Source organism: Actinomadura sp. 7K507, assembly GCF_004348425.1.
Taxonomy (GTDB): Bacteria; Actinomycetota; Actinomycetes; order Streptosporangiales; family Streptosporangiaceae; genus Spirillospora.
In genome coordinates this window covers 19,387-40,827 of record NZ_SMKK01000067.1, presented here as the reverse complement: position 1 = coordinate 40,827, position 21,441 = coordinate 19,387, and the positions used below count along the sequence as shown (strand labels likewise).

Sequence of the window (21,441 nt, the reverse complement as noted above, 5' to 3'; positions counted from 1 at the left end):
TCCCCGACCCCGCCGCCCCCGTCCGGCTGTGGATCGACCACGCCTTCACCGCCGGACGCCAGACCGTCGTCACCGGCACCCTCGCCGCCGGGACGGTCACCGTCGGCGACGAGCTGCTCCTCATGCCCGCCGGCGAACGCGTCCGCGTCCGCACGATCGGGTGCGCGGGCGAGCCGCGCGAATCGGCCGGGGGCGTCTCGCGGGTCGTGCTGACCCTGCGCGAGGCGGGGCGCGTGGACGGCGGCATGGCCCTCGTCAGCGACGGCGCCTGGACCCACACCACCTCCGTCGACGTGCGGACCCGCTTCGGCGAGGCGTCCGGCCGGCTGGCGCGGCAGATGACCCTGCACATCGGATCGGCCGCGGTCCCGGTGCGGCTGCGTCCCCTCGGCCCCGACACGGCCCGCCTGACCCTCAACACGCGGCTCGCCCTGCACCTCGGCGACACCGGGATCCTGCGCGACCCGGCGCGCCGCTCGATCGCCGGGGTGAGCGTCCTGGACGTCCGGCCGCCGACGCTGGTGCGGCGCGACGCCGGCGCAGCCCGCGCGCGGGAGCTGGCGTCCTGGCCGGACCGGCCGGACGGCACGTTCGTCCTGCGCCGGCACGGCGTGCTCCGCAGGTCGGAGCTGTCGGTCATGGGCTGCGCGGCGCCGCGGGACGCCGTCGCGCTGAACGGCGAGTGGGTCGCCGACCCCGCGCACTGGAACACGCTGTTCGAGCGCCTCACCGACGAGGCGTCCCGGCACGCCGCCGAGAGCCCCCGCGCCCCGGGGATCCCGCTGGAGACCGTCCGGCTGCGGCTCGGCCTCCCGGCCCGGCAGCTCGTCGCGGCCCTGGTCCGCCCGCCGCTGCGCGTCGAGGCCGGACGCGTCTACGGCCCCGCGCCCGCCCCGCGCCCGGCCACCGGAGAGGTTCCCGGACCGGCTGCCGGGCCGGCCGCGGCCGCCGCCCCACCGCCGCCGCCCTGGGCCGCCGCCGTGGAGCGGCTCCGGGCCGAACTCGCCGGCGCGCCGTTCTCGCCACCGGGCGCCGACCGGCTCGCGGAGCTGGGCCTCGCCGGCGACGCCCTCGCCGAGGCCGAGCGCGCGGGCGCCGTCCTGCGGATCGAGGACGACGGCGGCGCCGGCATCGTCCTGCTGCCGGGCGCCGACCGGGAGGCGCTGCGCGTCCTGTCCGCCCTGCCGCAGCCGTTCACGCCCGGCCAGGCCGGCGACGCCCTGTCGACCAGCCGCCGCGTCGCCGTCGCCCTCCTGCGCCACCTGGACGGCCTCGGCCTCACCGAACGCCGCTCCTGACCCGCCGGCATCGGCACGCGGGAAAGGGGCACGGTGGGAAAACAAGTTGAACCGCGCACCCCGGCTCTGGCGTCATAGATCACGGTTCGGATCCCGTCGATCAAGGAGAAGGCATGCCGTACCAGACCATCAAGGGCGGCCGCGTTCCCATCCGGATGTGGACCGACCCGGCCACCGTCGAGGACCAGGCCCTCGACCAGCTCCGCAACGTCTCCGCCCTGCCGTGGGTGGAGGGCCTCGCGGTGATGCCCGACGTCCACTACGGCAAGGGCGCGACCGTCGGCTCGGTCATCGCGATGAAGGACGCGGTGTCCCCGGCGGCCGTCGGCGTCGACATCGGCTGCGGGATGACCGCCGCGAAGTCGTCGCTCACCGTCGAGGACATGCCCGACGACCTGTCCGTCCTGCGCGGCCGCCTGGAGAAGGCGATCCCCGTCGGCCGCGGCTCGCACCGCCAGGCCGTGGACCCGGACGGGCTCCCGAACCTGAAGGAGCGCGGCTGGTACGACTTCTGGAAGGGGTTCGACGAGCTGCACCCGGCGGTGCGGTCCCGCCACGGCCGCGCCCGCACGCAGATGGGCACGCTCGGCGGCGGCAACCACTTCCTGGAGCTGTGCGCGGACGACGACGGCGCCATCTGGCTCGTCCTGCACTCGGGGTCCCGCAACATCGGCAACGAGCTGGCCGAGCAGCACATCGAGGCCGCCCGCAAACTCCCGCACAACCAGGACCTGCCGGACAACGACCTCGCCGTGTTCCTCACCGGCACCGTGAAGATGGACGCCTACCGCCACGACCTGTTCTGGGCGCAGGAGTACGCGCGCCGCAACCGCGCCGTCATGATGGCGCTCGCGCAGAACGTCGTGACCAAGCGGTTCGGCGAGAAGCGCTGCCGCTGGAACCAGAGCATCTCCTGCCACCACAACTACGTGGCGGAGGAGGAGTACGGCGGCACCGAGCTCCTCGTCACCCGCAAGGGCGCGATCCGCGCGGGCGCCGGCGACCTCGGCATCATCCCGGGGTCGATGGCGACCGGCACCTACATCGTGCGCGGCCTCGGCAACGAGACCGCCTACAACTCCGCCTCGCACGGCGCGGGCCGCAGGATGAGCCGCAACAAGGCCCGCAAGAACTTCACCGTGGACGACCTCGTCGCGCAGACGCAGGGCGTCGAGTGCCGCAAGGACAGCGGCGTCATCGACGAGATCCCCGGCGCCTACAAGGACCTGGAGACGGTGATCGAGGCCCAGTCCGACCTGGTCGAGGTCGTCGCCCACCTTCGCCAGCTCATCTGCGTGAAGGGCTGAACCCGTTCTGGGCCGACCGCCGTCCGGCGGTCAGCCCAGAACGCGGTCGATGAAGGCGGTGACGTCGGCGAGGACCTCTTCGCGGTTCGTCTCGTTGAAGACCTCGTGGCGGGCCCCGGGGTAGAACCGCTCGGTGAAGTCGCCGCCGCGGATCGCCTCGACGCCGACGCGGGTGTCCGCCGGCGTCACGAGCCGGTCGTCCTCGCCGTGCACGTAGAAGGTCGGGAGGGCGCCCAGGGAGCCGTGGTCGGTGACGCGCCTCATCGCGGTGTCGAGGGCCTGCACGGTGGCCTTCTTGAACGGGCCGTGCCAGATGAGCGGGTCCTCGGTGTAGGCCTTGCCGACGGCCGGGTCGCGCGACAGCGTGGACGTGTCGATCGGCTCGTCCGGCATCTCGTCCAGCGGGAGCAGGTCCGCCACGACCTGCCAGCGGCCCAGCACCGGCCCGGACAGCACCAGCGCGGCGAGCGGACCGCCGTGCAGCTGGGCGTACCGGGACGCGAGGAGCCCGCCCATGGAGTGGCCGATCATGACGACGGGCAGGCCGGGATGGTCGCCGCGCGCCGACTCCACGACCGTGTGCAGGTCGGCCACGACGTCCTCGTAGTCCTCGATCAGCACGCGGTCGCCCGCCGAGCGGCCGTGCCCCATGTGGTCGGGGCCGCAGACGACGGCGCCGTGCCGGACGAGGACGCCGGCGACATGGTCGTAGCGGCCGAGATGCTCGCCGTAGCCGTGCACGAGGACGGCGACGTAGCGCGGCTCGCCGTCCGCCCAGATGCGGGCGGTGATCGCGCCCCGCGTCCCCGCGAACTCCCACTCCCGCGACGTGGTCACTCCGGCCTCCTCCATGGTCGACGGAACGTAACCGTCTCTCGCGAGGCGACGGATCGTCAACCACCGGAATAGGCTGGTGTGTCCGACCGCAATAGGAAGGGGCGCCAGTGCTGGTCGATACCTTCGGCCGTACCGCAACGGATCTGCGGGTCTCCCTCACCGACCGCTGCAATCTCCGATGCTCCTACTGCATGCCGGCGGAGGGCCTGGACTGGCTGCCCAAGCCCGAGCTGCTCACCGACGACGAGGTCACGCGGCTGGTGAGCCTGGCCGTCCGTGACCTGGGAGTCACCGAGGTCCGCTACACCGGCGGCGAGCCGCTGCTGCGGCGCGGCCTTCCCGGCATCGTGGGGCGGACGACCGGGCAGGCGCCGCGCCCGCAGGTCTCGCTGACCACCAACGGCATCGGGCTGGACCGGCTGGCCGCGCCGCTGGCCGAGGCCGGGCTCGACCGGGTCAACGTCTCCCTCGACACCCTCGACCGCGGCACCTTCGAGCGGCTCGCGCACCGCGACCGCCTGGACGACGTGCTGAAGGGCCTGGCCGCGGCGCAGGCGGCCGGCCTCGAACCGGTCAAGGTCAACGCGGTGCTGATGCGCGGCGTCAACGACCACGAGGCCGTCCCGCTGCTGCGGTACTGCCTCGACCACGGCTACCGGCTGCGGTTCATCGAGCAGATGCCGCTGGACGCCCAGCACGGCTGGACCCGCGAGAACATGGTCACCGCCGACGAGATCCTGGAGCGGCTGTCGGCGAAGTTCGACCTGGCCCCGGACGAGGAGCACGACCGCGGCAGCGCGCCCGCCGAGTCGTTCGCGATCGGCGGCGGCCCGGAGACCGTCGGCGTCATCGGCTCGGTGACCCGGCCGTTCTGCGGCGCGTGCGACCGGGTGCGGCTCACCGCCGACGGGCAGGTCCGCAACTGCCTGTTCGCCACCGAGGAGTCCAACCTGCGCGACGCGATGCGCGACGGCGCCACCGACGGCGAACTGGCCGACCGCTGGCGCAAGGCGGTGTGGGCCAAACGCGCCGGGCACGGCATCGACGACCCGTCCTTCCTGCAGCCCGCGCGGCCCATGTCGGCGATCGGCGGCTGATGACCGGGGCGGCCGGGCCGTTCGACGCGGTCCTGCTGGCGGGCGGGCGAGCCCGCCGGTTCGGCGCGGACAAGCCCGCCGCGCCCGTGGGCGGCCGCGCGCTGATCGAGTGGGCGGCCGCCGCCGCGTCGGGGGCGGCCCGGCTGATCGTGGTGGGGCCGCCGCGCGACGTCCTGCCGGGGGCCGTGCTCGTCCGGGAGGACCCGCCCGGCGCCGGGCCGGTGCCCGCGCTGCGCGCCGGGCTGGCGCGGGTGCGCTCGCCGCGGCTGGCGCTGCTGGCCGCCGACCTGCCGTTCCTGCGTCCCGCCCACATCGACCGGCTGCTGGAGGAGATGGGGGAGCGGCCCGGGTCCGTGCTGGTGGACGAGGACGGCCGCGAGCAGTGGCTGGCCGGCTGCTGGCACGCCGCAACGCTGCGGACGGCACTGGACGGCTACCGCGGCGCGTCGCTGCGCGGGCTCCTCGGCCCGCTCGGCCCCGCCACGGTCGCGTTGCCGGCGGGTACCCGCCCGGCCTGGTACGACTGCGATACCCCGGAGGCGCTGGCCGCCGCCGAACGCCTGCTTTGATCGTGCGAAAGTGGGGAGGTTCGCCGAGACCATGCGTGAAGGGGGACCCATGTCCGTACTCGAGGACTGGATGAACGCGGCCTGTCACGAACTGGGCCTCGAACGCTGCGAGATCGACCGCGACCTGGTGCTCGACCTCGCCCGCGACGTCGCGCACGGGGTCGCGCGGCCGGGCGCGCCGCTGACGGCGTACCTGCTCGGTCTCGCGGTCGGCCGGGGCGCGCCCGCGCGGGACGCCGCCGCCCGGCTGACCGAGATGGCCGAGGGCTGGGACGCCGAGGCCGGGAAGCCGTCCGAGGTGCCGGGCCCGGCGGGCGAACCCGTCCTCGGCGACGCCTGACTCCCGGCGGCTAACCGTCGCCGGGCTCCACGTCGGCGAGGGGCACCACGTCCTTCAGGAAGTCGCGGCGGGACAGGAACGCCGACAGGCTCTCGCGGTGCTCGTCGCAGGCGAGCCAGATCTTCCGCCGGTCCGGGGTGTGGATCTTCGGGTTGTTCCACCGCAGCGCCCACACGGCGCCGGCGCGGCAGTCCCTGGCCGAGCACTGCGGTTCTTCGGGGCCGGTTCCCGGAGCGGAGTCGGTCATCGGCCAACTGTGGCACAGCGGGCCGGACGGGACGCGCCCGGCCCGGGTTTCACACGGTGATCCCCGGATAGGACCGGGCAGTGCGCAGCGAGGCCGCGGACCCGGAGCGGGAGTGGGACAAGAAGCGGCGCTGGCAGGCGCTTTCGGTCTGCCTCGTCGCGGCGTTCATGACCCTGCTGGACGTCAGCATCGTCAACGTGGCGCTGCCGTCGATCCGCGCGGGGCTGGACGCGTCCGACGCCGGGCTGCAGTGGGTCCTGTCCGGGTACGCGCTGGCGTTCGGGCTCGTCCTGGTGCCGGCGGGGCGGCTCGGCGACGCGCGCAGCCGCCGCGCCGTCTTCATGTCGGGGCTCGCCTTGTTCACGGTGGCGAGCGCGCTGGCCGGGATCGCCCCGACCGTCCTGTTCCTCGTCCTGGCCCGGCTCGTGCAGGGCGTCGCGGGCGGCATCCTCAACCCGCAGGTCGCGGGACTCATCCAGCAGCTGTTCCGCGGCGCCGACCGGGGACGGGCGTTCGGCGCCCTCGGCTCCGTCATCGGGGTCGCCACGGCCGTCGGCCCGCTGCTCGGCGGCGCCCTGATCGCCCTCGCGGGGCCCGACGAGGGCTGGCGCTGGGTGTTCTACGTCAACGTCCCGGTCGGGGTGGTGGCGCTGGTACTGGCGTGGCGGCTGCTTCCCGCCCCCGTCTACGGGGAGCGCCAGGGCCTCGACCCGCTCGGGGTCGTGCTGCTGGGCGCGGGTCTCGTGTGCGTGCTGCTGCCGCTCGTCCAGGAGCAGCAGTGGCGCGGCGGCCTGAAGTGGCTGCTGGTCCTCGCGGGTGTAGCGCTGATCGCGGCGTTCGCCGCGTGGGAGCGCCGGGCCCGGACGCCGATGGTCGACCTCGCGCTGTTCCGGCTCCGCTCCTACGCGCTGGGCTCGACGATCGCGCTCCTGTACTTCGCGGGGTTCACCGCGGTCTTCTTCATCTTCGTCCTCTACCTGCAGAACGGCCTGGGCTACAGCGCGCTCGGCGCGGGACTCGCGATCACCCCGTTCGCGGTCGGGTCGGGCGCCGCGTCCGCCGCCGGGGGCCGGCTCGTCGCGCGGTACGGCCGCCCGCTCGTCGCCGCCGGGCTCGGATTGGTGCTGGCGGGCCTCGGCGCGGCCTGGGTGGCGGTCGAACTGCACCCGGGGAGCGGCGTGGCGTGGGTGACCGCGGCGCCGCTGCTGGTCGCGGGAATCGGCAGCGGCCTCGTCATCGCGCCCAACCAGACGATCACGCTGTCGGAGGTTCCCCACACCGAGGGCGGCAGCGCGGCGGGCGTGCTGCAGACCGGCCAGCGCGTCGGCACCGCGATGGGCATCGCCGCCGTCGGGTCGGTGTTCTTCGCCACCCTGTCCCGGACGGCCGGGGACTGGGCGGCCGCGTTCCGGTACGGGCTGGTCGTCATCATGGTGCTCGTCCTGGCGGCGCTGGCGGCGGCCGTCGCCGACGTGGTGACCGGCCGCCGCTCCGGCTAGGCCCGGCGGCGCAGGGCGAGCGCGGTCAGGGCGAGGGCGGCGGCGGTGCCCGCGGCGGCGCCGGCGAGGATCCGGTTCTGCCGCCTGATCCGCGCCGGGATCTCCGCGTACGGCATCGTCGAGAACGACACCAGCTCGTAGCGGGAGACGTAGCGTCCCGCCAGCCGCCGCTCCAGCGCGTGCGTCGCCGCCTGCTTCGCCCGGTACACCGGCGACGACACCCGGTCGCGCATCTCGATGAAGTTGTCCAGGGCCATCCCGGCGATCGCGTCGGTGTTGGCCTTGCGGCGCTCCTGGTACAGCGACAGCGCCCCGGCCCAGTCGCCGCCGGTCTCGGTCAGGCAGCGGTCGATCTCGATGCAGTCCTCGAACGCGCAGTTGGCGCCCTGCCCGAAGAACGGGACGATCGCGTGCGCGGCGTCCCCCAGCAGCGCCACGATCGCGCCGCCGCCCCCGTCCGCGTGCCGGGTCCACGGCCAGCACCGGACGGTCACCAGCGACCCGACCGGATTGTGCTCGTAGTCGTCGGCGAGGTCCGGCATCAGGCCGGCGACGTCGGGGTAGTGGCGCTCGAAGTAGGCGGTGACCTCCTCCGGCGTGCCGAGCGCGTCGAAGTCGCCCTTCGGCCAGAACAGCGTGCAGGTGAACGACCGGTCGAGGTTGGGCAGCGCGATCATCATCGAGGTGCCGCGCGGCCAGATGTGCAGCGCGTCCGGGTCCAGCGCGAACTCGCCGTCCTTCGGCGGGACGGTCAGCTCCTTGTAGCCGTGCTCCAGGAAGTCGGCGTCCTCGCCCAGCCCCAGGGAGCGGCGGACCGCGCTGTAGGCGCCGTCTCCGGCCAGGACGACGTCCGCGGGCTCGTCGTCGGAGTCCTCCAGGAGCACCGTCCCGGCCGCGGTGTCCACGCCCGTGACGCGCTGGGAGAAGCGGAGCGTGACGCCGGGCGTGGCGCCGGCGGTGTCGAGGAGCGAGCGGTTCAGCTCGGCCCGGCCGATGGAGTTGATGGCGCGCTCGCCGTCCGCGCTGTACGGCTGGAAGTTCTGCCCGCCCGACACCGGGTGCACCATCCGCCCGTGCATCGGCAGGGCCTGCTCGAGCGACCGGTCGCGCAGGCCCACCTGCTCCAGTGCGGCCAGGCCCCGCGCCGAGATCGCCAGGTTGATCGAGCGTCCACGCTCGGCGCCCGAGACGCGCGGGTCGGGCCGCCGCTCGTACACGGTCACGGGGATGCCCCTGCGGCCCAGCAGCACCGCCAGCAGGCAGCCCGCCAGGCCCGCGCCGACGATCGCGACCCGTTCCCCTCCTGCTTGTGGGGCGTCCTCCCGCGCGGCGCCGTCACCCGTCATGGACGGGCACTTCCTCCGCGCTCGCCGCCTCGGTCTGCGAGCGGACCTCCCACAGGTCGGGGAACGAGGGGGTGAACAGCGTGCGGCGCAGGTAGTCCGCGCCGGCCGACCCGCCCGTGCCGATCTTGGCGCCGATCGTCCGCTCGACCATCTTCAGGTGCCGGTACCGCCACTCCTGAACGCCCTCGTCCACGTCGACGAGCGCCTCGCACACCTCGGCGGCGGGCCCGGACTCGTCGGCGTAGGCGGCGAGGAGCGCCTTCTGCACGCCGGGGTCGGCCTCCCAGGGGCGGGCGGTGTCCCGCTCGAGCGCCTCGCGCGGGATCGGGTAGCCCTTGCCGTCCAGGTACCGCAGCAGGGAGTCGAAGACGGACGGGCGGGACACGGCGGCCTGGAGCCGCTCGTCGTCGCGCAGGTCCGAGGCCGGGAAGCCGCGCCGCCCGAGGACGGCCTCGATCTCGCGGAACTGCTCGCTCTGGAATCCGCTGGAGCTTCCGAGGACGTCCCGGAACGCGGCGAACTGCCTGGGCGTCATCGTCTCCAGCACGTCCAGCTGCCCGACCACCGTCTTGAGGATCTTGGCGATCCGGCGCGCGGTGTGCAGCGCCCCCGCGCTGCCGCCCTCCTCCAGCCTGCGCTGCAGCAGCTCGGCCTCGTGCAGGATCTGCTTGAACCACAGCTCGTAGACCTGGTGGATGATCACGAAGAGCAGCTCGTCGTGGGCCCGTGTCCTCGGCTCCTGGCAGGCCAGGAGCTCGTCGAGCTTCAGGTACCCGCCGTACGTCGTCGTCGGCGAATCCGCCATCACGCCTCCTTGCGACACAACGGATGTGCCCGCAGCATAAGGGATCGTTCCGCAGGTGAAGTGCGGCGGCCGCCCGGGGCCGCCGGTGCTCAGTCCAGGTCGCCGGCGGACACGCGGACGGCGCGCAGGGCCGTGGTGATCCCGGCGGCCTCGGCGGCGGGGACGTCGGCGAGGCCGAAGCCCGCCTCGTTGAGGGCGCGGGTGGCCTCCTCGGCCAGGTCCCGCCCGGCGGGGGTGATGCGGGCCAGGACGACGCGGCGGTCGTCGGGGGAGGGGCCGCGGCCGACGAGGCCGCGCTGCTCCAGGCGGCCGATCACGTTGGTGACCGAGGCCGGGTGGACCATGAGGCGGGTGCCCATCTTGCCCATCGGGAGCGTCCCCGTGCGGGTGAAGGCGAGCAGGCGCAGCGCCTCGTAGGCGGCGAACGTCAGGGCGTACGGTTTGAGGACGGCCTCGATCCGGCTCAGCAGGAGCTGCTGTGCCCGCATCACCGAGGTCACGGCCGCCATGTGGTCGGCGTGCTCGGGCCAGCGCAGGCTCCACTGGCGGTGGGCCTCGGAGATCGGATCGGGGGTCTGGGGCACCGCCCCACCGTATGTGGTCTTGACCGGGTCGCGCACGGAAACTATTTTAACTTCCAAATATTGGATGTCCAAGGTTTGGGGTGGAGACGGTGACGGGGGAACTGCACACGCCGGTGCATCCGGTGCGCTTCGTGACCGCGGCGGCGCTGTTCGACGGCCATGACGCGGCGATCAACATCATGCGCCGCATCCTGCAGTCCCAGGGCGCCGAGGTGGTGCATCTCGGACACGACCGCTCGGTCCGCGAGGTCGTCGACGCCGTCCTGGAGGAGGACGCGCAGGGCGTGGCGATCAGCTCCTACCAGGGCGGCCACGTCGAGTACTTCGAGTACCTCTCGCGCAGCCTCAAGGAGGCCGGCGCCGAGCACGTGAAGGTGTTCGGCGGGGGCGGCGGCGTGATCGTCCACCAGGAGATCGCGCGGCTGTCCGGATCCGGCGTGCGGATCTTCTCCCCCGAGGACGGGCACCGGCTCGGCCTGCCCGGGATGATCAACGAGCTGGTGCGCGACTGCGACACCGACCTCGCCGCCGAGCCCGTCCCGGTGGAGGCGGTCCTGTCGGGGGAGAGGCGCGCCCTCGCCCGCACCCTCACCTGCCTGCAGGCCGGGAAGCTCTCCGGCGACGACCGGGCCGTGCTCGCCGAGGCGGCGGCCGGGCGGAACGTCCCCGTCCTGGGGATCACCGGGACGGGCGGTTCCGGGAAGTCCTCGCTCACCGACGAGCTCGTGCGGCGGTTCCGCGTCGACCAGCGGGACGGGCTCCGCGTCGCGGTGCTGGCCGTCGACCCCACCCGGCGGCGCGGCGGCGGCGCGCTGCTCGGCGACCGGATCAGGATGAACGCCCTCGACGGCGACCGCGTGTTCTTCCGCTCGCTGGCGACGCGGGGCGCGCGCGAGCTGCCCGACGGCATCGAGGAGATGATCACCGCGTGCCGGGCCGCCGGGTACGACCTGGTGATCCTGGAGACGCCCGGCATCGGGCAGGGCGACGCCGCGATCGTGCCGCTGGCCGACGTCTCGCTGTACGTGATGACGCCCGAGTTCGGCGCCGCGTCCCAGCTGGAGAAGATCGACATGCTCGACTTCGCGGACGTGGTGGCGATCAACAAGTTCGAGCGCCGCGGCGGGGCGGACGCGCTGCGGGACGTGTCGCGGCAGCTCGTCCGCAACCGCGAGGCGTTCGGGCAGCGGCCCGAGGACATGCCCGTGTTCGGCACCAGCGCCGCCACCTTCGACGACGACGGCGTCACCGCCCTCTACCAGCACCTCGGCGGGCTGCTCGGCGAGCACGGGCTGGAGCTGGCGGACGGGGCCCTGCCCGAGATCACCACGAAGGTCTCCACGGGCGCGGCGACCGTCATCCCGCCGGGCCGGGTCCGGTACCTGTCCGGCATCGCCGAGACCGTGCGCGGCTACCACGCCGGCACCGCCGCGCAGATGGAGGCCGTCCGGCGCGTGCAGCGCCTGGACGAGGTGCGCGCCGAGCTGGCCGACGCGTCCGAGGTCGAAGGGCTGCTGGAGAAGGCGCGCCGCGACGTGGCCCCGGAGAACGCCGAGCTGATCGAGGGGTGGCCGGCGGTCGCGGAGTCGTACTCGGGCGACGAGCAGGTCGTCCGCATCCGGGACCGGGAGCTCCACACCAAGCTGACGCGGGAGTCGCTGTCGGGCAGCCGGATCCCCCGGGTCGCGCTGCCGCGCTACGCCGACCACGGCGAGCTGCTGAGGTTCCTGAGGAACGAGAACCTGCCGGGGCGGTTCCCGTTCACCGGCGGGGTGTTCCCGTTCAAGCGCGACAACGAGGACCCCGCGCGCATGTTCGCGGGGGAGGGCGACCCGTTCCGCACCAACCGGCGCTTCAAGCTGCTGTCGGAGGGGCAGCCCGCGACCCGCCTGTCCACGGCGTTCGACTCAGTCACCCTCTACGGGCGTGACCCGGACGAGCGTCCCGACGTCTACGGCAAGGTCGGCACGTCCGGCGTGTCGATCGCCACGCTGGACGACATGAAGGCGCTCTACGACGGGTTCGACCTGTCGTCGCCCACGACGTCGGTGTCGATGACCATCAACGGCCCCGCGCCCACGATCCTGGCGTTCTTCCTCAACACCGCCATCGACCAGGGGCTGGACGCCTTCTACGAGGAACACGGACGCGAGCCGTCGAAGGAGGAGGCCGCGCGGATCCGCGCGCGTGTGCTGTCCAGCGTGCGCGGCACCGTGCAGGCCGACATCCTCAAGGAGGACCAGGGGCAGAACACCTGCATCTTCTCCACCGAGTTCTCGCTGCGGATGATGGGCGACATCCAGGAGTGGTTCATCGCCAACGAGGTCCGCAACTTCTACTCGGTGTCCATCTCCGGCTACCACATCGCCGAGGCCGGGGCGAACCCCATCAGCCAGCTCGCCTTCACGCTCGCCAACGGGTTCACCTATGTCGAGTCGTACCTGGCGCGCGGCATGGACGTCGACGACTTCGCGCCCAACCTGTCGTTCTTCTTCTCCAACGGCATGGACCCCGAGTACAGCGTCCTCGGACGCGTCGCCCGCCGCATCTGGGCCGTGGCGATGCGCGACCGGTACGGCGCCAACGAGCGCAGCCAGAAGCTCAAGTACCACGTGCAGACGTCCGGGCGGTCCCTGCACGCGCAGGAGATGGACTTCAACGACATCCGCACGACGCTTCAGGCCCTCATCGCCATCTACGACAACTGCAACAGCCTCCACACCAACGCCTACGACGAGGCCGTCACCACGCCGACGGCGGAGTCGGTGCGGCGGGCGCTGGCGATCCAGCTCATCATCAACCGCGAGTGGGGCCTGGCCATGAACGAGAACCCGCTGCAGGGGTCGTTCATCATCGACGACCTCACCGACCTGGTCGAGGAGGCGGTGCTGGCGGAGTTCGACCGCATCAGCGAGCGCGGCGGCGTCCTCGGCGCGATGGAGACCGGCTACCAGCGCGGCCGCATCCAGGACGAGTCGATGCTGTACGAGCAGCGCAAGCACGACGGCTCCCTGCCGATCATCGGAGTCAACACGTTCCGCGCCCCCGGCGCCGACGACGGGACGCCGGAGACGATCGAGCTGGCCCGCGCCACCGAGGAGGAGAAGCGGTCCCAGCTCGACCGGGTCCACGGCTACCAGGACGCGCACCGCGACCAGGCGCGGGAGGCACTCGGCGCGCTCCGGGAGGCGGCGCGGTCGGGGGAGAACGTGTTCGCGGTGCTGATGGACGCGGCGCGCGTGTGCAGCCTGCAGCAGATCACCGACGCGTTCTTCGAGGTCGGCGGGCAGTACCGCCGCAACGTGTGAGGCCCCTGATGAGCCCTCTCGACGACACCGGCGCCCCGGTCCCCGTCCCCGACCGGGTGCGGCGGGTCGTGTCGATCGTCCCGTCCCTGACCGAGAGCGTCGCCGTCACCGCGCCGGGCCTGCTGGCGGGGGCCACGGACTGGTGCACCCACCCGGCCGGCCTGGACGTCCCGCGCGTCAGGGGGACCAAGAACCCCGACCTGGAGCGGATCGCGGAGCTGCGGCCCGACGTCGTCCTCGGCAACACCGAGGAGAACCGTCCCGCCGACGTCGACGCGATGCGCGCCGCCGGGATCCCGGTGTGGATGACGGAGATCCGCACCGTGGACGTGGCCCTCGCCTCACTGCGGCGCATGCTCACCGAGGCGTGCCGGGTTCCCGTGCCGGGCTGGCTGGACGAGGCGTCCCGCGTCTGGTCGGGCGTCACTCCGGGCGCTCCCCGCACTGCCGTCATCCCGATCTGGCGGCGGCCGTGGATGGTCGTCGGCCGCGACACCTTCACCGGCGACGTCCTGTCCCGCCTGGGCGTGTCCAACCTCTACGGCGGCCACCCCGACCGGTACCCGAAGATCCCGCTGGACGAGCTGAACCAGGCCGGCGCCGGCCTGGTCGTCCTGCCGGACGAGCCCTACCGGTTCACCGAGGACGACGGCCCCGAGTCGTTCCCCGGCATCGACGTCGCGCTCGTCGACGGACGGTACCTCACCTGGTACGGCCCGTCCCTCGCGGACGCCCCGGCCGCGCTGGCGCGGCGGCTCGCCGCGGCCAGGACCTACTGACCCTCGCCCCGGCCATCGCGGGCGGGTCCGCGAGCGAACATCGCCTCCACGCAGGCGGCCATGCGCTCGTCCAGCTCCTCGGGCGGCAGGTCGATCTCCCGCGCCAGGTGCTCGCGCAAGAGCGTGTACCCGTAGATCGTCGACGCGATCGCCGCCTGGACGGCCGCCACGTCCTCCACCGGCAGCTCGCCCCGCCCGGCCTCCGCGGCGAGGTCCTCCCGGCTCGCGCCCCGGTTGAGCAGGACCCGGGGCCGGTCGTCGCCGTCCAGCACCAGCAGCGACGCCAGGACGACCGGTTCCGGGTTGCGCAGGCTCGTCCAGAACAGTCGCGACAGCCGCTCGCGCAGCGGCAGCCCCGCCGCGTCCACCGCGTCCTCGGCGTTGGGCCGGGACCGGTGGAACAGCGCCGAGCGCAGCAGCGCCCGCCGCGAGCCGAAGTACTGGTAGACCAGCCCGCGGTTGACGCCGGCCTTGTCGGCGACCTCCCGCAGGTTCAGCCCGGCGAGGACGCCGCCGCGCCGCAGCAGCGCGATCGCCGCCGCGCGCAGCGACTCCTCGGTCGCCTCCCGGTCGCGGGCCGGGCCGTCCCTGCGGGCCGTCCGCGGTGCCGTCACGCCCGCGGGCCTCCGGCGACGTAGATGACCTGTCCGGACACGAACGAGGCGTCGTCGCTGACCAGGAACGCGACCGTCCCCGCGATGTCCTCGGGGGTGCCGACGCGGCGGACGGGGATCTCCTTGGCGGCGGCGGCCTTGAAGTCCTCCCAGGCGACGCCGACGCGGTCGGCGGTCGCGGCCGTCATCTCCGTCGCGATGAACCCGGGCGCGATCGCGTTGGCGGTCACGCCGAACTTGCCCAGCTCGATCGCGAGGGTCTTGGTGAAGCCCTGCAGGCCCGCCTTGGCCGCCGAGTAGTTGACCTGCCCGCGGTTGCCGAGCGCCGACACCGACGACAGGTTGACGATGCGCCCCCACCCGGCCTTCGTCATGTGCTCCTGCGCGGCGCGGCTCATCAGGAAGGAGCCGCGCAGGTGCACCGACATGACCGTGTCCCAGTCGTCGTCCGACATCTTGAACAGCATGTTGTCCCGGGTGACCCCGGCGTTGTTCACCAGCACGACCGGCGGGCCCAGCTCCGCCGCGACGCGGGCGACGGCGGCCGGGACCCGCGCGGAGTCGGCGACGTCCACGCCCACGGCCAGGGCCTTCCCGCCGTTCTTCACGATGTCCGCCACGGTGCCGGCGCAGGCGGCCTCGTCGAGGTCGCAGACCGCGACGGCGAAGCCCTCCCGTGCGAGCCGCACGGCGGTGGCGGCGCCGATGCCGCGCGCCGCGCCCGTGACGATGGCAACGCGATCGTCCGTCATCTCCACTGCCCCTCTCAAACCTGGATGTCCTTGGCGATGATGGTCTTGAGCACCTCGCTGGTCCCGCCGTAGATGCGGCTGACCCGGGCGTCGGCGTACAGGCGCGCGATCGGGTACTCGAGGATGTAGCCGTAGCCGCCGTGCAGCTGGAGGCACTTGTCGACGACGCGGGCCTGCACCTCGGTGCAGAACAGCTTGCACACGGCGGCGTCGGCGGGGGTGAGCTCCCCGGCGTCGAGCGCCTCGATGCAGCGGTCGACCAGCGAGCGGGCCGCCTCGACCTCGGTGGCGCACTCGGCGAGGACGAACTTGGTGTTCTGGAACGACGACACGGTCTTGCCGAAGACGCTGCGGTCCTGGACGTACCGGCGCGCGAACTCCACGGCCGCGGCGGCGGACGCGTAGGAGCTGGTCGCGATGCCGAGCCGCTCCTCGGCCAGGTTGTGCGTCAGGTACTCGAACCCGCGTCCCTCCTCGCCGAGCAGGTCCTCGGCCGGGACGCGGACGTCGGTGAACGACAGCTCGGCGGTGTCGGAGCTGCGCAGCCCGATCTTCTCCAGCTTGCGGCCGACCGCGTAGCCCTCGCTGGCGGTGTCCACCGCCAGGATCGACAGCCCCGCCCGGCGGTTCTCCGGCGTGGCCGGTGACGTGCGCGCCACGACGAGCACGCGGTCGGCGAGGACGCCGCCGGTGATGAACGTCTTGGCGCCGTTGAGGACGTAGTGGTCGCCGTCGCGCTTGGCGGTGGTCTGCATGCCGGCGAGGTCGGAGCCGGTGCCGGGCTCGGTCATCGCGATGGCGGTCATCATCTCGCCGGAGATGAACGGCGGCAGCCAGCGCTTCTTCTGCTCCTCCGACCCGTACTTCAGCAGGTAGGGCAGGACGAGGTTGACGTGCACGCCGTAGCCGCCGAAGCTCACTCCGGCGCGGGCGCACTCCTCGGAGACCACCGCCTGGTACTTGAAGCTGGTCTCGCCCGCGCCGCCGTACTCCTCGGGCACCTGGATCCCGAACACGCCGAGTTCGCCGAGCTGGTTGTAGAAGCCGCGCGGCGGATGGCCGGCCTCCTCCCACTCGGTGAAGACGGGCGCGACCTCCGCCTCGATGAAGGCCCGGATCGTCTCCCGGAACGCTTCATGGTCCTCGTTGAACACGGTGCGCCGCACGCTGTGCCCCTTTCGCTGCGCAACTAACAGAACGCTAACCTAACTCGAATCGAGTTCTAGAATCAAATACGAGTCGGCGTTCCGGCAGTCGGCCCGGCGGCCGGCGCGGGGTTCAGCAGTCGGGCTCGCAGACCCGCTGGGACAGCGCCTTGAGGAAGAGGGCCTGGACCTGCCCCGGCGTCTGGGCCACGTACGCGTCGCCGTTCGTCGCCCGCGCGATCTGCCGGAGCTCGTCGACGTCCACGCCATCACCGATGCCGAACATGTTGATCTGGACGGGGCGCTCGGGGTCGTAGGCGCGGCGGATGTGGTCCAGCGTCTCCGGCAGCGAGGGACCTTCCCGGTCCTGGTTCCTCCCGTCCGTCCACAGCAGGATCGAGTTCACGTACTCCGGCTTGTAGGTCCGCTTCATGTGGTCGAACGCGGCGATGGCGGTCTCGTACAGGCCGGTCCCGCCGTCCTCCTTCACCCTGGTCCTGGCGAACGCGCTCAGGACGAGCTGGCGCCGGGTGGCGGAGCCGAGCCGCTCGGCCAGCGGCCCCACGCTCACCAGCTCCCGCCAGTCCCGCTCGCCCTCCAGCTCCGTGGAGAACACCCACTGGCCGAGCTCGCTGTCGTCCGGCAGCAGGGAGAGCCCGTTCTGCGCCGTCCGGATCGTGGACTGCAGGCGGGTCGCGCCGGGCGCGATCTTCCTGTCCATGGATCCGGAGATGTCGATGATGCTGAGCATCCGGATGCTCAGCGAGAGCTGCGCCCACTGCTGCATGGTGCGCCCGACCTCGGCCGCCGGCACCGGGGGGACCGCCTTCGGCGCGCTCCGGCTCAGCCCGGTCCTCCCGGAGAACGCCGCCGGCGCGGCGCCGTCGGGCGTCCGGAAGCCCAGCCGGTGCACGTCGCCGCGGGTGGCGCCGCTCGCCAGCTCCTTGCGCAGCAGCCGTCCGGCGTCCAGCTTGGCCGGGTCCCCGGACAGGACGGTGACCGGGTGGTCGAGGTAGATCGTGCCCTCGGCCGGGTAGACGGCGACGGCGCTCTGCCTGGGACGCCTCGCGTTGTGGCCGAACACCGCCTGCTCCGGCGCCAGCGCGACGGGGTAGCGCTCTCCCGGCTCCTGGCCGAACGCGGCGAACCCGGCCTTGACCGACACCGCGACGCCTTCCCGGATCGTGCGCACCACGCCGGTGAACCCCGCCTGGCCCTGCGGGTCCCCGGACAGCAGCGCGTCGGCCAGCAGCAGCGTCCCCATGCCGGTCGCGGTGCCGTCGGGGTCGGGGACCCGCAGCCGGAACAGCCGCGGCGGGATCGCGCCGTCCGCGGGCGCGCTCGGGCCCTGCTCGGCGTTCGCCGCCGTCCCCGCCGCGGCGAGGAGCTCCTTCCAGGACGGCTGCGCGGGCGCGCCCAGGTCCCGCAGCCGCGTCGCGAGCCCGCTGGGCATGGCCAGCACGATCGGGGTCGATGCCATCCCGCCGAGGCCCGTGAGGTCCCCGGCCGCCCCGGCACGCCGGGATCCCTCGACGAGTTTGGTCCACAGCGAGGAGTCGGGGATCCAGACGTCGGGCTTCTCGGCGACGCCGGCGACGCCCTTGCCCGACAGGAGCGTCGCGACCGCGGCCGGGTCGGCGGGCCGCACGAGCGCGCGGGCGCACCTCCCGGCGATCTCGTTGCGGTCGTCGTTGAAGCGTTCGGCGGCCCGGACGACCGCCGGGGCGATGTCCGGCGCGGCGGCCACGCTGATGGTGAGCGCGTCCTCGTCCGAGCATCCGTCGCCGGCCGAGGTGAGCGCGTACGCGCCGGCGCCCGTCACCAGGACCAGCGCGACCGCGCCGGCCAGCGGGCCGAGCAGGATGCCGCCGATCCGCCGCGGCGGCCGGCACGGCCCCTTGCGGCCCGGCCTGGCGGCGGCGTGCGCCGGGCCGGGGGGCCGGGACGGGCGGTCCGGCCTCTCGAAGGCGTCGAACGGATCGCGGGCGGCCGCGCCGCCCGGCGCCCCGCCGGCCCGGGGGCCGCCCGCCGGCCCGGACGCGGAGGGCACGCCGCCCGGGTAGGAGGCGCCCAGGAAGGTGTAGGGGACGTCGGGGTCGCCGGTCTCCGGCGGGGTCCGGGGTGCCCAATCGGGCACGTCGTCGTGTCCGCTCATCGCCGATCTCCGTTTCCCGGGCGGGAGCGCCGGGGCGTGGCGCGCCGCTTGGTGACAGCCGCCCTGTGAGACATATAGAGGAAGTGTCTCAGCAGGGTCAGGTGTGATGTTCGTCTCATCGGCGTCTTCCGTCAAGTGTTCCGGCGATTCGAGACCGGACGGGGGCCTCGGCCGCGCGCCGCCGCTCGGAAGTACGCACCGCCGCTCGGAAGTACGCGGGGCCGCTCAGCAGTACGCGGGGCCGCTCAGCAGTACGCAGCGAGCCACGGGAATGGATCGGTGCGCTTCCAGGTCGTTCTGACCGACCGTGCCCGGCCGGGAACGCCCCGCGCTACACGGATTCGCGGGAGAAAAGTTCGATCCGGCGGGGTTTCGGCTCCTGGCCGGAGCAGGCCACGACCAGGGCTTGCTTTTCCGCGGGGATGTGCTGCGGGCCGGGACCGGCCGTCAAGGGCGGGTCATCGCCGGCCCGGGGGAGTCCCAGGACAGGACCCCGGACATGAAAAGCGGCGCCGGGTGGATACGGGGGCAATCCACCCGGCGCCGCATCATCGGTGTTCCGACGGGGGCCCGGAACACCGGCACGGGCGCTCCGACGGGGGACCAGAGCGCCGGTACAAATCGTACACCGAAACCCCCCGCGGTTAGTCAAGAGAATGTCACGACCCGATTTCCGGTCGCTGTCCGGAAACCGGCTTCTGTTCCGGCTTGCCCGGATCGTCGAAGGTCGCGGAGGCGGTCGGCTCCCGGCCGCCGTTCGCGAAGACCACCGCGATGTAGGGAAGAACGAGTGCTCCGGCCACGAGAATGAGCGCCAGCCACGCCGGAGCACCGGCCACCGCCGCCAGGATCGCGCCGACGAAGCACGCCGTGCGGACCCCCATGGACATCAGATACCGCCGCTGCCGGTGCCCGATGTCCTCGGACATGGGCCGGGGAGCGTCGGTGACCGTGTAGATCTCCGGCTCACGTTCGTGATTGGCCTTCACCATTCCAAGGTAAGCCCATGGAGTCCGGCTGGCGACAGCAGTACGGGTCAAGACATCGGAGGAACGAGATGACCGATCGGACGTACCGGGTGACGGAGATCGTGGGTACCTCGCCGGAGTCGCTCGAGAGCGCCATCCGCAATGGCGTCAGGCGTGCCGCGCAGACCTTGCGCCACCTGGACTGGTTCGAGGTGACGGAGGTCCGCGGCCACATAGAGGACGGCGAGGTCGCCCACATGCAGGTCACCATGAAGGTCGGCTTCCGCCTGGAGGACGGCTGAGCCGCGCACGGGCCCGCCCTAAGCCTGGGCGGGCCCGTGCACAGTCAGGCGCCGAGCGAAGCTCGTCCTTTGGATGGTGGTGGGTGGGGGCTGGAGGACGGTGTGACGGTCACGACGCCTGCGACACCGTCGACATGTTGAAGTCGGGGACGCGCAGCGGCGGCATGGCGGCGCGGGTGAAGTAGTCGGACCACTCGCGCGGCAGCGTCGGACCGGTCTCGCCGACCTCGGTGAGGCGTGACAGCAGGTCGACGGGGCTCTCGTTGAACCTGAAGTTGTTCACCGCGCCGACGACCTCGCCGTCCTCGACGAGGTAGACGCCGTCGCGGGTGAGCCCGGTCAGCAGCAGGCTCTGCGAGTCGACCTCGCGGATGTACCACAGGCACGTCAGCAGCAGCCCGCGCTCGGTGCGGGCGACCATCTCCTCCAGGGTCGCGCCGCCGCCCGGCCCGGTCATCGCCAGGTTGTCGACCGGCGGGGTGAGCGGCAGCCCGGTGCGCTCGGCCGAGTGCCGCGTCTGGGTGAGCGAGGCGAGGTCGCCGCCGCTGATCCAGTCGGTGGCGCCGAGCGCCAGGCCGTTGTCGAACACCGACGACTCGCGGCTCGAGGCGTGCGCGACGACGAACGGGGCGCACTCCATGCCCGCGGCGGCCGGGTCGCTGGACAGCGTGACCGGCAGGCCCGCGAGCTTCTCGCCGACGCGGGTGCCGCCGCCGGGCGCGCTGAACACCGTCCGGCCGTCCTGGGCGTCCTGCGCGCCGGCCGACCAGTACAGGTAGATCATCAGGTCGGCGACGGCGGAGGGCGGCAGGATCGTCTCGTACCGCCCGGCGGGCAGGTCCACGCGCCGCTCGCCCCACTCCAGCCGCCTGGCGAGGTCGCCGGTCAGCGCGGGGACGTCGACGTCGGCGAAGTCGCGGGTGCCGACGCCCGCCCACGCCGAGCCGCCCGCGCCCTTGGCGTTGAGCTCCAGCAGCCCGGTCGGCTGGTCGTGCCGCAGCCGCAGCCCCGCGGAGCTGCCGAGGAACGTCGAGGTCAGCATGTGGTTGGCGAACCCGTACAGCCGCCTGTCGCCGGCCTGCGCGGCGGCGAACGCCTCGCCGAGCGCCGGCGCGAACCCCTCGAACACGCCGATGCCGGTCTCGGCGGGGTCGTCGTCCCACCCGGCCGAGGGCGCGCCCCCGGCGATCAGGGGTGAGGCGTCCTCCGCGGCCTCGCTCCCGGCGGCGTCGGCCTCGGCGGCGCGCACCAAGTCCTCGATGCCGGCGGCGGTGACGGCCGACCGCGACACCACGCCGGTCGCGACGCCGTCGGCGGTGTCGCGCAGCGCGATGACGGTGAGGCGGCTGGAGCGGGTCACGCCGTTGGTGGTCAGCGTGTTGCCCGCCCACCGCAGGTTCGCGGTGCTCGCCTCGTCGGCGATGACGATGCAGTCGTCCGAGCGGGACAGCGACAGCGCCCGCTCGACGGCCTCCTGCGGCCTGATCGT

At 73.3% G+C, this 21,441-nt stretch carries 20 protein-coding genes; 9 read left to right on the top strand and 11 right to left on the bottom strand.

Translation table 11 applies throughout. The annotated features are described in order from the left end of the window. Nucleotides 1–1,298 (top strand): SelB C-terminal domain-containing protein (locus E1285_RS17315; RefSeq protein ID WP_132153206.1); only part of this gene is annotated, 1,298 nt, incomplete at its 5' end. Nucleotides 1,299–1,411: 113 nt separating this feature from the next. Beyond that, nucleotides 1,412–2,605 carry an RtcB family protein gene (locus tag E1285_RS17310; RefSeq protein WP_132153204.1) on the top strand — a complete coding sequence of 398 codons (1,194 nt, stop codon included), beginning with the start codon at nt 1,412–1,414 and terminating at the stop codon, nt 2,603–2,605. Nucleotides 2,606–2,635: 30 nt separating this feature from the next. Here E1285_RS17310 and E1285_RS17305 read toward each other — a convergent pair whose 3' ends face one another. Continuing rightward, nucleotides 2,636–3,442, bottom strand: coding sequence for an alpha/beta hydrolase (locus E1285_RS17305; protein WP_207946634.1), 807 nt, complete (start codon nt 3,440–3,442; stop codon nt 2,636–2,638). Nucleotides 3,443–3,549: 107 nt separating this feature from the next. Between E1285_RS17305 and moaA the strand changes: the two genes are divergently transcribed. The 3 genes from moaA to E1285_RS17290 are packed head-to-tail and all read left to right on the top strand — an operon-like array spanning nt 3,550 to nt 5,448. Then, complete coding sequence (gene moaA, locus E1285_RS17300; RefSeq protein WP_132153200.1) at nt 3,550–4,539, top strand: GTP 3',8-cyclase MoaA; 990 nt, start codon at nt 3,550–3,552, stop codon at nt 4,537–4,539. Beyond that, nucleotides 4,539–5,108, top strand: a complete 570-nt coding sequence (locus E1285_RS17295) for a molybdenum cofactor guanylyltransferase (RefSeq protein ID WP_132153198.1) — start codon at nt 4,539–4,541, stop codon at nt 5,106–5,108. The genes moaA and E1285_RS17295 overlap by 1 nt, the downstream gene beginning before the upstream one ends. 49 nt (nt 5,109–5,157) lie before the next feature. After that, entirely contained in the window at nt 5,158–5,448 is a 291-nt protein-coding gene (locus E1285_RS17290) for a DUF6457 domain-containing protein (protein WP_132153197.1), read from the top strand. Nucleotides 5,449–5,458: 10 nt separating this feature from the next. Here E1285_RS17290 and E1285_RS17285 read toward each other — a convergent pair whose 3' ends face one another. Further along, nucleotides 5,459–5,695 (bottom strand): hypothetical protein, encoded by a 237-nt coding sequence (locus E1285_RS17285; protein ID WP_132153195.1) that lies wholly within the window; start codon nt 5,693–5,695, stop codon nt 5,459–5,461. A gap of 80 nt (nt 5,696–5,775) precedes the next feature. Between E1285_RS17285 and E1285_RS17280 the strand changes: the two genes are divergently transcribed. Continuing rightward, the gene (locus tag E1285_RS17280; RefSeq protein ID WP_243722852.1) at nt 5,776–7,194 is read left to right on the top strand and encodes a DHA2 family efflux MFS transporter permease subunit; all 1,419 of its coding nucleotides are present in this window, start codon (nt 5,776–5,778) and stop codon (nt 7,192–7,194) included. Here E1285_RS17280 and E1285_RS17275 read toward each other — a convergent pair. The 3 genes from E1285_RS17275 to E1285_RS17265 all read right to left on the bottom strand — a co-directional run bounded on the left by E1285_RS17275 (nt 7,191) and on the right by E1285_RS17265 (nt 9,965). Next, nucleotides 7,191–8,540 (bottom strand): NAD(P)/FAD-dependent oxidoreductase, encoded by a 1,350-nt coding sequence (locus E1285_RS17275; RefSeq protein ID WP_132153193.1) that lies wholly within the window; start codon nt 8,538–8,540, stop codon nt 7,191–7,193. The genes E1285_RS17280 and E1285_RS17275 overlap by 4 nt on opposite strands. Next, nucleotides 8,530–9,345 (bottom strand): tryptophan 2,3-dioxygenase family protein, encoded by an 816-nt coding sequence (locus tag E1285_RS17270; RefSeq protein WP_132153191.1) that lies wholly within the window; start codon nt 9,343–9,345, stop codon nt 8,530–8,532. Before E1285_RS17270 ends, E1285_RS17275 begins: the two co-directional genes overlap by 11 nt. Nucleotides 9,346–9,434: 89 nt before the next feature. After that, nucleotides 9,435–9,965, bottom strand: a complete 531-nt coding sequence (locus E1285_RS17265; RefSeq protein WP_243722851.1) for a MarR family transcriptional regulator — start codon at nt 9,963–9,965, stop codon at nt 9,435–9,437. A gap of 53 nt (nt 9,966–10,018) precedes the next feature. Here E1285_RS17265 and icmF point away from each other — a divergent pair, with 53 nt between their 5' ends. Next, complete coding sequence (icmF, locus tag E1285_RS17260) at nt 10,019–13,237, top strand: fused isobutyryl-CoA mutase/GTPase IcmF (RefSeq protein WP_132153216.1); 3,219 nt, start codon at nt 10,019–10,021, stop codon at nt 13,235–13,237. 8 nt (nt 13,238–13,245) lie between these two features. After that, entirely contained in the window at nt 13,246–14,016 is a 771-nt protein-coding gene (locus E1285_RS17255; RefSeq protein ID WP_132153189.1) for a helical backbone metal receptor, read from the top strand. Here E1285_RS17255 and E1285_RS17250 read toward each other — a convergent pair. The 5 genes from E1285_RS17250 to E1285_RS17230 all read right to left on the bottom strand — a co-directional run bounded on the left by E1285_RS17250 (nt 14,010) and on the right by E1285_RS17230 (nt 19,674). Further along, nucleotides 14,010–14,630 (bottom strand): TetR/AcrR family transcriptional regulator, encoded by a 621-nt coding sequence (locus E1285_RS17250; RefSeq protein WP_132153187.1) that lies wholly within the window; start codon nt 14,628–14,630, stop codon nt 14,010–14,012. The two genes, E1285_RS17255 and E1285_RS17250, sit on opposite strands and share 7 nt — an antisense overlap. Beyond that, nucleotides 14,627–15,382: a 3-oxoacyl-ACP reductase FabG gene (gene fabG, locus E1285_RS17245; RefSeq protein ID WP_243722849.1), complete on the bottom strand. Its 756-nt coding sequence runs from the start codon at nt 15,380–15,382 to the stop codon at nt 14,627–14,629. The genes E1285_RS17250 and fabG overlap by 4 nt, the downstream gene beginning before the upstream one ends. A 14-nt stretch (nt 15,383–15,396) precedes the next feature. Further along, nucleotides 15,397–16,548, bottom strand: coding sequence for an acyl-CoA dehydrogenase family protein (locus tag E1285_RS17240; RefSeq protein ID WP_132153185.1), 1,152 nt, complete (start codon nt 16,546–16,548; stop codon nt 15,397–15,399). Between the two features lie 112 nt (nt 16,549–16,660). Next, nucleotides 16,661–18,682, bottom strand: coding sequence for a substrate-binding domain-containing protein (locus E1285_RS17235; protein ID WP_132153183.1), 2,022 nt, complete (start codon nt 18,680–18,682; stop codon nt 16,661–16,663). Between the two features lie 659 nt (nt 18,683–19,341). Beyond that, on the bottom strand, nt 19,342–19,674 hold the full coding sequence (locus E1285_RS17230; RefSeq protein ID WP_132153181.1) for a DUF3099 domain-containing protein: 333 nt from the start codon (nt 19,672–19,674) through the stop codon (nt 19,342–19,344). 65 nt (nt 19,675–19,739) lie between these two features. On the opposite strand from E1285_RS17230, the gene E1285_RS17225 reads away from it, so the two are divergent. Beyond that, a complete protein-coding gene (locus tag E1285_RS17225; RefSeq protein WP_132153179.1) occupies nt 19,740–19,952 on the top strand; it encodes a dodecin in 213 nt (70 codons plus the stop codon). 109 nt (nt 19,953–20,061) lie between these two features. On the opposite strand, the gene E1285_RS17220 is transcribed toward E1285_RS17225, so the two are convergent. After that, nucleotides 20,062–21,438 (bottom strand): metallopeptidase TldD-related protein, encoded by a 1,377-nt coding sequence (locus tag E1285_RS17220; RefSeq protein ID WP_132153212.1) that lies wholly within the window; start codon nt 21,436–21,438, stop codon nt 20,062–20,064. Nucleotides 21,439–21,441 lie beyond the last annotated feature (3 nt).

Coding starts and splice junctions, on each gene's coding strand:
- E1285_RS17225 (WP_132153179.1), top strand. CDS start 19,740: ATGACCGATCGGACGTACCGGGTGACGGAGATCGTGGGTACCTCGCCG.
- E1285_RS17295 (WP_132153198.1), top strand. CDS start 4,539: ATGACCGGGGCGGCCGGGCCGTTCGACGCGGTCCTGCTGGCGGGCGGG.
- fabG (WP_243722849.1), bottom strand. CDS start 15,382: ATGACGGACGATCGCGTTGCCATCGTCACGGGCGCGGCGCGCGGCATC.
- E1285_RS17290 (WP_132153197.1), top strand. CDS start 5,158: ATGTCCGTACTCGAGGACTGGATGAACGCGGCCTGTCACGAACTGGGC.
- E1285_RS17310 (WP_132153204.1), top strand. CDS start 1,412: ATGCCGTACCAGACCATCAAGGGCGGCCGCGTTCCCATCCGGATGTGG.
- E1285_RS17235 (WP_132153183.1), bottom strand. CDS start 18,682: ATGAGCGGACACGACGACGTGCCCGATTGGGCACCCCGGACCCCGCCG.
- E1285_RS17255 (WP_132153189.1), top strand. CDS start 13,246: ATGAGCCCTCTCGACGACACCGGCGCCCCGGTCCCCGTCCCCGACCGG.
- E1285_RS17270 (WP_132153191.1), bottom strand. CDS start 9,345: ATGGCGGATTCGCCGACGACGACGTACGGCGGGTACCTGAAGCTCGAC.
- E1285_RS17230 (WP_132153181.1), bottom strand. CDS start 19,674: ATGGTGAAGGCCAATCACGAACGTGAGCCGGAGATCTACACGGTCACC.
- E1285_RS17285 (WP_132153195.1), bottom strand. CDS start 5,695: ATGACCGACTCCGCTCCGGGAACCGGCCCCGAAGAACCGCAGTGCTCG.
- E1285_RS17275 (WP_132153193.1), bottom strand. CDS start 8,540: ATGACGGGTGACGGCGCCGCGCGGGAGGACGCCCCACAAGCAGGAGGG.